This window comes from Pseudomonas sp. ITEM 17296, from assembly GCF_028895205.1.
Lineage (GTDB): Bacteria > Pseudomonadota > Gammaproteobacteria > Pseudomonadales > Pseudomonadaceae > Aquipseudomonas > Aquipseudomonas kermanshahensis.
Map to the genome: position 1 here is coordinate 69,473 of NZ_WJRS01000028.1, position 9,412 is coordinate 78,884.

Consider the following 9,412-nt stretch of genomic DNA (forward strand, 5'->3'; position numbering starts at 1 on the left):
TTCAGCCTCTTAGTAGGTTTCGCGTGGTTGCGCAGGCACGCCGGGGTAGAGCCGAAGCGTGCCATTTCGCGACAGTGTGTTTCATCCTGAGACAGGGCCTGCTCTGCAGGCCATTCGCGGGGCAAGCCCGCTCCCACCGAAACTGCCAGCGCCTGAATTCGGCTCTATCCCTGTGGGAGCGGGCTTGCCCCGCGAAGAGGCCGGTATAGCCACTGTTTCACCACCGTCTCACACCGTCTCAATGTGCAACAGCGCACGCCCGCAATCACAACCTTGCACCCAGGAAAAACCCAATAACTACAGCGCTTTAACCCCATCTGCTCAGGTTGGCACGCCCATTGCGCCTGTGCCCGGCACACCCAATGACAAGAGGCACCGCCCCATGCTTTCCGAACTGCCCATCCTGCCCGCCACCCGCGCCTTCCTCGAACGCAAACTGAAAATGCGCATCGGCGCCGACTGGCAGGACGCCGCCAGCGGTCGCACCCTGTCGTTCCGCAACCCGGCCACCGGCGAGGTGCTGGGCGAAGTACCCGCCGCCGACGCCGACGATGTCGACCGCGCCGTGCGGGCCGCGCGCCAGGCCTTCGACGACTCGCCCTGGAGCCGCCTGCGCCCGCGTGAGCGGCAGAACATGCTGTGGCGCCTGGCCGACCTGATGGAGCGTGACGCGCAACAGTTGGCGGAGCTTGAGTGCCTGAACAACGGCAAGAGCGCCGCAGTGGCCAAGGTCATGGACGTGCAACTGGCCATCGACTTCCTGCGCTACATGGCCGGCTGGGCCACCAAGATCGAGGGTAGCACCGTCGAAGCCTCGATGCCTTTGATGCCCAACGACCAGTTCCACGGCTTTGTCCGCCGCGAGGCGGTAGGCGTGGTAGGTGCCATCGTCGCCTGGAACTTCCCGCTGCTGCTGGCCTGCTGGAAGCTGGGCCCAGCCTTGGCCACGGGCTGCACCGTGGTGCTCAAACCGGCCGACGAAACCCCTCTGACCGCACTGAAACTGGCCGAGCTGATCGAGGAAGCCGGCTACCCGGCAGGCGTGTTCAACGTGATCACCGGCACCGGCCTGAATGCCGGCGCAGCCCTGAGCCGCCACCCCGGCGTCGACAAGCTGACCTTCACCGGCTCTACCGAGGTCGGCAAGCTGATCGGCAAAGCGGCCATGGACAACATGACCCGCGTCACCCTGGAACTGGGCGGCAAATCGCCGACCATCGTCATGCCCGACGCCAACCTGCAGGAAGCCGCTGCCGGCGCTGCCACGGCTATCTTCTTCAACCAGGGCCAGGTGTGCTGCGCAGGCTCCCGGCTGTATGTGCACCGCAAGCACTTCGACAACGTGATCGCCGACATCGCCGGTATCGCCAATGGCATGAAGCTGGGCAGCGGGCTGGACCCTTCGGTACAGATGGGCCCGTTGATCTCGGCCAAGCAGCAGGACCGGGTCACCGGCTACATCGAACTCGGCCGCGAGCTGGGCGCGACCATTGCCTGCGGCGGCGAAGGTTTCGGGCCGGGTTACTTCGTCAAGCCAACGGTGATCGTCGATGTCGACCAGCGTCATCGCCTGGTGCAGGAAGAAATCTTCGGGCCGGTGCTGGTGGCGATGCCCTTCGATGACCTCGACGAAGTGATTGGCATGGCCAACGACAACCCCTACGGGCTGGGGGCGAGTATCTGGTCGAACGACCTGGGGGCGGTGCACCGGATGATCCCGCGGATCAAGTCGGGCTCGGTGTGGGTCAACTGCCACAGCGCACTCGACCCGGCGCTGCCGTTCGGTGGTTACAAGATGTCCGGCGTCGGCCGCGAGATGGGCGCGGCGGCCATCGAGCATTACACCGAGCTGAAGTCAGTGTTGATCAAGCTCTGATCTTTTCCTTTACCGGCCTCTTCGCAGCACAAGGCTGCGCCTACAAAAGCACGCGGTCCCTGTAGGAGCAGCCTTGTGCTGCGAAAAGGCCGCCACAGGCAACCCAAACACAACAACAAAAACATGGAGCACACCATGAAGCACACGCTCGCCTGCACGTTGGCACTTTTGTTCAGCACAACCCTCACCCAAGCCCACGAGCTCTACAACCAAAACGGCACCACCCTCAACGCCGACCTCGAAGCCTTGTTCGGCGTCTTCCACAGCGACGAAAGCTACAACCAGGCCGGCAACCGCCAACCTGGCAGCAGCAACTGGCGCGAGGGCTACGTCAAATACGGCCTAAGCGGCAGCCAGGCCCTGGCCGACAGCGGCGCACTGTATGGCGCCGTCAACCTGCTCAGCTCCGCCACCTGGGGTGATGGCGACGCTGCAGGCCTGACCCTCGGCGACGAACGCCGCACCGCCCTCGAAGACCTGTACCTGGGCTGGCGCTCAGCCAACCTGTTCCCGGCCCTGGGCAAAGATGGCATCGACCTCTCCGGTGGCCGTCAGGTGGTGACGCTGGGCGATGGTTTTCTGATCCAGGGCGACCCGGTCAACCTGGGCAAGGTCGACCTGGGCGCCAACTTCGACCGCGGCGGCGCCTATTATCTGGCCGCACGCAAAGCCTTCGACCGCACCGCCGTGCTGCGCCTGGGCGGCAAGCAAGGCTGGCGTGGCGACCTGATGTGGCTCAAATCCGACAACCATTACCAGGCCGACACGTCGATGGCGGTGACCAACATCGAGCATGTCGCCGACGCTGGCACAGTCGGGCTCAGTTGGATCCGCGGCCTCGACGTCGACCAGCGCTACGCGCAGATCATGGGCCTGGAGCACCGCGACGGCATGGACACAGTCAGCCTGCGCGGGCGCGGTAACCTGGGGGTCAAGGGCCTGGAACTGGCAGGCGAATACGTCACCCAAGACCGCACAGGCGGGCGCGAGAACGCTTGGTACCTTGAGGGCAACTGGACGTTTTCCGAACTGCCCTGGACGCCAACCGCCACCTACCGCTACAGCCGTTTTTCGGAAGATTTCGACCCGCTGTTCTATGGCCTGAGCCGCGGTTACGGCACCTGGTTTCAGGGCGAGGTGGCCGCCAACTATGCCGGGCCCTTCAACAAGAACAGCCAGGTGCACCACGTCGCGCTCAAAGGCAAGCCGCGTGACAACCTGACGGTGGGGGCGCTGTACTTCGACTTCGACACACTCGACACCGCCCCGGGCAACCTGGGTGGGCGTGAGCTGGACCTGTATGTGGAATGGATGGTCAACGACCACCTGCTGATCAGCCCGCTGGTGGGGTTCTACAAGCCGGAGCGCAGTGCGGCGAATGGCGGTACGCAGATGGGTAGCCGCGATACCGGGACCTATATGCAGTTGGTGGTTGGCACGTTCTTCTGACTGAGGATCTTGGGGCCGCTGTGCGGCCCCTGGGTCTCAGGGCCTGCCCTGCTCCGCCAGCCACCGCCGCAGCATCATCTGTTGCACCTCTGAGTGGCTGCTCATGACCTCATCCAACGCCTGCCCAGCCAGCACCGCGCGCACCACCGGCGCCAGCTCCACCCCCTGCAAATGCCAAACCCCCAACGGCTGATCCGCCGTCACTACCACTTCGGCCTCATCCACAAAACCCTCACGCAACACCGGCCTGCGCGCTACCTGCACTGACTGCCAATCGGCCGCCAAATGCAGCGGCTGGGCATCGGGCCAACCCCGCCGACGCGCCCAGAAGGGCAGCCCGGCGCGTGTCTGCTCCTGACTATAAAAATCCCGCCCAATACGGGCAAAGCGCATGAACAACTGCTCAACCCGCTGTTGATGAAATTGGCGAGCCAGCGCAGCCCGCTCGGGCCGTCGCAACAGGGTATTGATCACCACAGGCGCCTGCAGCGCCGACGACAGCGACTGGAAAATCCCATTCCCCGATAGTGGGTCAACCGCCATCGCAGCATCCCCCACCCGTATCCAGTCATCCCCCACGCATTCGCCGGCCAGTATCGCGGTACTGCTACGGGCATGTACCTGTGCAGGTTCCATCGCCTGCGCCCCGAACAATTCGGCCACTAACGCCGAGTCACGGCGCCGTGTGGCGCAGTACTCAGGCAGGGCGGCCTTGGTCGGCACCCCTTGGGCATCGAGGGTAATCTGCCAATAACAGCGCCCATCGGCCAACCTGGCCATCCAGGCCCAGCCGTCATCCAGGCTTTCCACCGCCGAAGCCGGTGCGCCAGGGGCGTCATGCCAAACGTTGAGCAAACTGATCGTCTCAGGTCCGCGCATGCGGTCAGCTGCCAACGGTGCCTGGCGCCCACGGGCCTCAACCAGAAATTCGGCCTGCAGCGTTTGCCCGTCGTCCAGGCGCACCTGATGACCCTCGGCATGCGCCACCTCACGGATGCGCCCTTCGATCAGCGTCACCCCTGCCCGTGCAAGGTCAGCACGCAAGGCACGGTCGAAGCGTTGCCGGTCGAGCAGAAACTCCTGGTTCATCTGCAGGTGCTCGCCATTCCAGCGCACCTGACGTGTCGCTGGCATCGCCGCCTCGCTCAGGGCCCCGCCCAGGCCCGCGTGGCGCAGACCTTCCAGCACCCGCTGCGAAACGCCTTCCACGGCAGCAAAGCGGCGCCAGTCAGACACCACCGTGACCAGATAGCCCAGGCGGCGCAGGCCGATTGCCGTGGCGGCCCCCGCAGGCCCGGCACCCAGCACCACGATGTGCGGCTCACTCATCCTTGGCACCTCGCCGCTCAGGGCCGCTGAATGCAGCATGGGCGCGCAGCCAGTCGAACACCTGCTGCCGCCCCATGCAGGGCCGCTCACGCAGTAACGCTGCAACGCGCCCGCTCAGCGCAGCACAACCCAGGCTTGCCCCTGCCAGGCCACCGGCGCCGACATGGCCACCGAAGTCCGCCTGTGCAGTGCCCAGCCAGGACCACTGCCCCGGTGCACAACGCGCATCGCCGGTCATGCGAATCACGCCCGGGTAACTGGCCGGGTACACCGCCCCACCCTGCGCCGGGCTGGAGGCGCACAGCAGCACGCCAGCCGCCTGGGCCTCGGCGCAGGCGTGGTGCAGCACGGGCCGGTCCTGCAGCAGGCCGAGGCTAAGGTTGATCAGCGTCGCCCCCTCTTCCACCAGCCATAACAATGCGGCGGCCACCTGCAACGCACTGGTGCTCGCCTGCGCAGAAAACACTTGGGCCAGCAACAGCGGCACCGGGCCAGACTCACGCAGCAGGCCTGCAACAACGGCACTGCCGTGGCCTAGTTGGTCGGGCAACGCTTCGCCTTCTCGCAGCTGGCCTTCCTCAAGCCAGAAGCGTCGTGCGCCCAGCAAATCCAGTGCTTGGGCCGACGTGCAACCGCTGTCGATGACCCCGACACGCAACTCATTGCCCATGCTTGATAGCCTCCTGGGGCAACACCTTCAGTTGCCCATCATGCAGGTGCAAATGCAAGTCGGCATCGGCGAGGGTCGAGGCTCGGTGGCTGATAAGAATGCGCGTGCGCCCGGCAAACAGCTGGTCGATGGCCGCGATCACTTCGCGCTCGGTCGCTTCGTCTACCGCCGACGTGGCCTCGTCCAGCACCAGGATCGCAGGGGCCTGCAACACCGCGCGGGCAATGGCGATACGTTGCTTCTGCCCGCCAGACAGCTGCTGGCCACGCTCGCCCAACAGCCCGTCCAGCCCCAAGGGCAGGCTTTCGACCAGGCTGTCCAGGCGCGCCAGGCGCACCACCCGTTCAAGTTCCGCACGGCTGGCTTCGGGCACCCCGTAGGCAAGGTTCTGCGCCAGGGTGCCACGGAACAGCACGATGTCCTGGCTGACCACGGCAATGCGCCGACGCAGCGCCGCCAGGTCGAGTTCGCGCAGGTCGGTGCCATCCAGCAGGATGCGCCCGGCGTCCGGGTCGTAGAACCGTTGCAACAGATCGATCAAGGTCGACTTGCCGACCCCAGAGGCGCCGTTGATGGCGACCTTCAGGCCACCCGGCACGCAGATATTCACGTCGCTCAGCACCGCGCCTTGGCGCCCGTCATGGGCGAAGTGCAAGGCCTCCAGGCGCAATTCACCTGGCCCGTCTGGTATCGGCTGTGGCGTGTCCGCCTGGCGCACGGCAACGGCTTCTTGCTTAAGCTCCATTACCCGGCCCAAGCTCACGGCCATGCGCTGCACCGCCACATACAAGCCCAACAGGCTTTGCACCGGCCCGACTGCCATGCCCATGTAGGTGGAAAACGCGATCAGCGCGCCCAGTTGCCAGGTACCTTGGATCACCCACCAGCCGCCTACCAAAAAGGCGCAGGCGCGGCACCAGGAGGTCAGCGTGCCGGGTATCGCCTGGGTAAAGAACTCGGTCACCTGCACCTTGAGCAACTGGCTCATGTAGCCCTGACCCAACTGGTCCAGGCGCCCGGCTTCCCGACCCTGCTGGCCCGCGGCCTGAATGAACTTCATGGCCGGCAGTGTCTCGACCAGAAACGACGACACATCGGCCGAGCGCTCACGCAGGCTGCGCACCTCGCGCTCGACCTTGCGCCGCATCCAGCGCAACCACAGCACCTCGATCGGGATCAGCAGCGCCAGCAGCAGCGACAGCTGCCAAGACAACATCAGCATCAAGGCCACCGCCCCCATCAGCCCGATCACGGCAGACACCGCTGAGAACAGCGAGTCCACGGCAAAGCGCTGGATTTCGGCGACGTCGCCATCCAGCCGCGAAAGGATATCGCCGATGCGCCGCCGCCCGTAAAAGGTCGGCGACAACTGTTGCAGGTGGCGGTAAAGGTCATCACGCAGCGCGAACAGAATGCGCCCGGACAATCGCGTATGCAGGTAACGGTTGACCCCGGCCAGCACGGTGCCCAGCAGGCCCGCGGCGATCATGATCGCCGCCATGTGCCAGAGGGTCTGGTAGTCCTTGGCCAACAGGCCTTCGTCGATCAGTGTCTTGACCAGCCAGGGTTGCGCCAGGGCCAGCAGCGACGCGCCCAAGGACAAGCCCAGCAGCACACCGATGGCGCGTCGATGGGGGCGGACGAAACCATACAGCCAGGCCAACGCCTGACGCATGAGGGCAGGGTCGCTGGTCTCTACCAGCCTTGCGAACAAACCACCCATGTCAGCCACGCAACTGCTTGAGCTTGCGGTACAGCGTCGCCCGGCTGATACCCAGGGCCTCGGCGGCTGCCGAGACGTTGCCCTGGTGGCGGCCCAGTGCGCTGCGAATCAGCTCCAGTTCATTGTCCTTGAGGCTGCCGGACGGCGTCGTGCCGCTGGCCAGTTCATCGAGCAGGCAATCGGTGAGGTGATCGAGGGTCAGCACCTGCTCACCGTCCTCACGCATGGCCAGCGCGGTGCGCACGACCATCTCCAGCTGGCGGATGTTGCCTGGCCAGTCGAAGCCTTCGAGCAAGGCGCTGAGTGCCGGGTCCAGGGTCACTCCCTTGGCGCCGGACTTGTCCAGCAGCCCTTGGATGATCCCGGCCAGGTCGTCACGCTCGCGCAGGGCCGGCAGGCGCAGCGAGACGCCATTGACCCGGTAATAGAGGTCTTCGCGAAAATGCTGTTCAAGCACCAGGCGTTTGAGGTCGCGGTGGGTGGCGCAGATCAGCGCCACGTCGATGTCCTGCTCGTCACCCGCGCCCAGCGGCGCCACGCGGCGCTCTTGCAGCACCCGCAACAGCCTGGCCTGCAGGGCCAGCGGCATGTCGCCGATCTCGTCGAGGAACAGCGTGCCGCCATGGGCCTGCATCAACCGCCCGACCATGCCGCCACGGCGTGAGCCGGTGAACGCCCCTTCGCGGTAGCCAAACAGTTCGGATTCGATCAGCCCTTCAGGAATGGCCGCGCAGTTGACCGCCACGAACGGCTTGTCCGCCCGCGGGCTGGCCTGGTGCAGGGCCCGGGCGACAACTTCCTTGCCGGTGCCGGTCTCACCCAGCAGCAACACCGGCAGGCCATTGCCCAGGCCCTGGCGGGCCATGCGCAGGTTGCGCGCCAGGCGTGGGTCGCCACCGGCCAGTGCATCGAGCGCGGGTGACGTGTTGGCCAGCGCCGGCTTGCTCACCGCCATGCTGCCGTTCAGCTGGCCGTGACGTGGCAGTTGCAACGCGCGGAAGAAGAACTCGCCCTTGGCCGTCTGCACACTGCTGACACCGCCCTGCCACAGCCGGGCGATGAAGGCTGGCGAGCGCTCGCCGAGCAGGTCGCTGCTACGCCGGCCAATGAGGTCCTGGCGCGGCACCTGCAACAATTGGCAGGCACTGTCGTTGGCCGCCAGCACTTCGCCGTCCAGGCTCAATGCCAATAGACCGTGCCAGGCACTGTTGAGGTACTGCGGGCGGCTATGGAAGGCCAGCACCAGTTGCTCGGGGTGGCACAGGCCGAACAGCCGGCCTTCGATGTTGCCGGCCGCCAGCATCAGCGTCGACAGGCTGTCCTGTGGCTGCGCCATCACGCCTTCGCGGGTGATGTCGAGCACACCGATCACCTCGCCCCGCGGGTCACGCAGCGGCACCGAGGTGCAAGAGAACGGGCTGAGGCGATCGAGGTAGTGTTCGCCACAGTTGATCAAGGTCGGCCGCCCTTCTACCACGGCCGTGCCGATGGCATTGGTGCCACGCAGGGATTCACTCCAGCAACTGCCTGGGTGCAGGTCACGCAGGCCTTCGCGGCTGAGCACGTGGGTTTGGCCTTCGATGGCCAGCACATTGGCCTGGGCATCACCGAGGATGATGATGCCCGCCTTGCCCTGGCGCGAGACCAAGTAATCCAGCTCGGGGGTGACGGCATCGACCAGCAAGCGGTTGCGCTCCAACAGCATGCGCAGGTCATGGCCTTGCTCCAGGCCCAGGCCGACCTGCTCGCCTTGCAGGCAGTCCAGGCCATGGCCCAGGCTGCGGCGCCAGGACGCGTCGATTTCATCGCGCAGCATGCCCAGTGGCAGCTCGCCTTCGCTGGCCAGCTTGAGCCGGGCCTGGCGGGATTCGTGTAGCGGGTCTTGGGCGTTTGTTATTAGTTGTCGCGCCATTTTCTACTCCGGCTGCGCCCCGCAAGTGGCGGGGTACAGGCTTGGGAATTTTTCGCAGTGTGCGGGAGAAAAGGCTGGGCGTCATCTGGTTGATGGGTTGGGGTATGGATGGAAGTGCATGGCTTGGGTTTTGTGTGCGGGCAGAGATCGAGCGCCGCCCGCGCGGCGCTTCGCGGGGCAAGCCCGCTCCCACATCTGTTTCGGGCCAGTCACTCCAGTGAGCTCACCTCTGTCCGCTGTATTTGCCAATCCAATATCGAGGGTAGCGCTGCGGTCCTTCATCTATCTCCAGCCATGCACCCAGGGGCCGCGCGCCATAGGTACAGGAGTAACTGGCCTGAAACAGATGTGGGAGCGGGCTTGCCCCGCGAAGCGCCGCGCGGGCGGCGCTCGATCTCACAGGCGCCAAACCTCTGTCGGCGAATAGCTTGATCTCAAAGGCTACGCAGTACC

The 9,412-nt window shown here is 65.4% G+C and carries 6 protein-coding genes; 2 read left to right on the plus strand and 4 right to left on the minus strand.

What is annotated here, in order from left to right:
- Positions 1–382: 382 nt before the first annotated feature.
- A complete protein-coding gene (locus GIB19_RS23730) occupies positions 383–1,876 on the plus strand; it encodes an aldehyde dehydrogenase family protein (protein ID WP_099454318.1) in 1,494 nt (497 codons plus the stop codon).
- Between the two features lie 135 nt (positions 1,877–2,011).
- Positions 2,012–3,325, plus strand: coding sequence for a hypothetical protein (locus GIB19_RS23735; protein ID WP_274888251.1), 1,314 nt, complete (start codon positions 2,012–2,014; stop codon positions 3,323–3,325).
- Between the two features lie 36 nt (positions 3,326–3,361).
- On the opposite strand, the gene qhpG is transcribed toward GIB19_RS23735, so the two are convergent.
- From qhpG to GIB19_RS23755, 4 genes are read right to left on the minus strand one after another with little or no spacing between them, the layout of a single operon-like run.
- On the minus strand, positions 3,362–4,654 hold the full coding sequence (qhpG, locus tag GIB19_RS23740) for a flavin-dependent monooxygenase QhpG (RefSeq protein ID WP_274888252.1): 1,293 nt from the start codon (positions 4,652–4,654) through the stop codon (positions 3,362–3,364).
- Positions 4,647–5,324, minus strand: coding sequence for a subtilisin-like serine protease QhpE (gene qhpE, locus GIB19_RS23745; protein ID WP_274888254.1), 678 nt, complete (start codon positions 5,322–5,324; stop codon positions 4,647–4,649). Before qhpE ends, qhpG begins: the two co-directional genes overlap by 8 nt.
- Positions 5,314–7,047, minus strand: a complete 1,734-nt coding sequence (locus GIB19_RS23750; RefSeq protein WP_274888255.1) for an ABC transporter ATP-binding protein — start codon at positions 7,045–7,047, stop codon at positions 5,314–5,316. Before GIB19_RS23750 ends, qhpE begins: the two co-directional genes overlap by 11 nt.
- A gap of 1 nt (position 7,048) precedes the next feature.
- On the minus strand, positions 7,049–8,959 hold the full coding sequence (locus tag GIB19_RS23755) for a sigma-54-dependent Fis family transcriptional regulator (protein ID WP_274888257.1): 1,911 nt from the start codon (positions 8,957–8,959) through the stop codon (positions 7,049–7,051).
- Positions 8,960–9,412: the final 453 nt, after the last annotated feature.